Source organism: Lactobacillus sp. UMNPBX15, from assembly GCF_002553785.1.
Classification (GTDB): domain Bacteria; phylum Bacillota; class Bacilli; order Lactobacillales; family Lactobacillaceae; genus Lactobacillus; species Lactobacillus crispatus.
Genome location: NZ_PCYV01000085.1, coordinates 1 through 509 on the forward strand (window position 1 = coordinate 1; position 509 = coordinate 509).

At 38.3% G+C, this 509-nt stretch carries 1 protein-coding gene; it reads left to right on the forward strand.

All coding sequences use genetic code 11. The features are described 5' to 3' along the window. Positions 1 to 509 (forward strand): HAD-IA family hydrolase (locus CP366_RS10380; RefSeq protein WP_098043592.1); only part of this gene is annotated, 509 nt, incomplete at both ends.

The window sequence follows — 509 nt, forward strand, 5'->3', positions numbered from 1 at the left end:
GAACTGAATGGACTCCAGAATTGGCTGACGCATTAAAGGGTGTTAGTCGGATGGATTCTTTGGAATTAATCTTGAAGGCTGGCGGCCATGAAAATGACTATACTCAAGAAGAAAAAGAAGCTTTGGCAACTGAAAAGAATGATAACTATATTAAGTTAGTTGAAACTCTAACACCTGCTGATATTCTTCCAGGAATGAAAGACTTCTTAGATGAATTGAAAGCTAACGGTTACCACATTGTATTAGCTTCTGCTTCTAAAAATGCGCCAAAGGTTCTTAAGCATTTGCAATTAACTGATTACTTTGAAGGAATCGTTAATCCAGCAAACTTAAGCCATGGTAAACCAGATCCAGAAATTTACCAAGAAGCAGCTAAATTAATGGATCTTCCAGCTGACCAAGTAGCAGGACTTGAAGATGCCCAAGCTGGAATTGAATCAATTAACCGTGCTGGTGAATTATCAATTGGTTTTGGTGCTGATTTGCAGGATGCTGATGTTAAGTTCGAT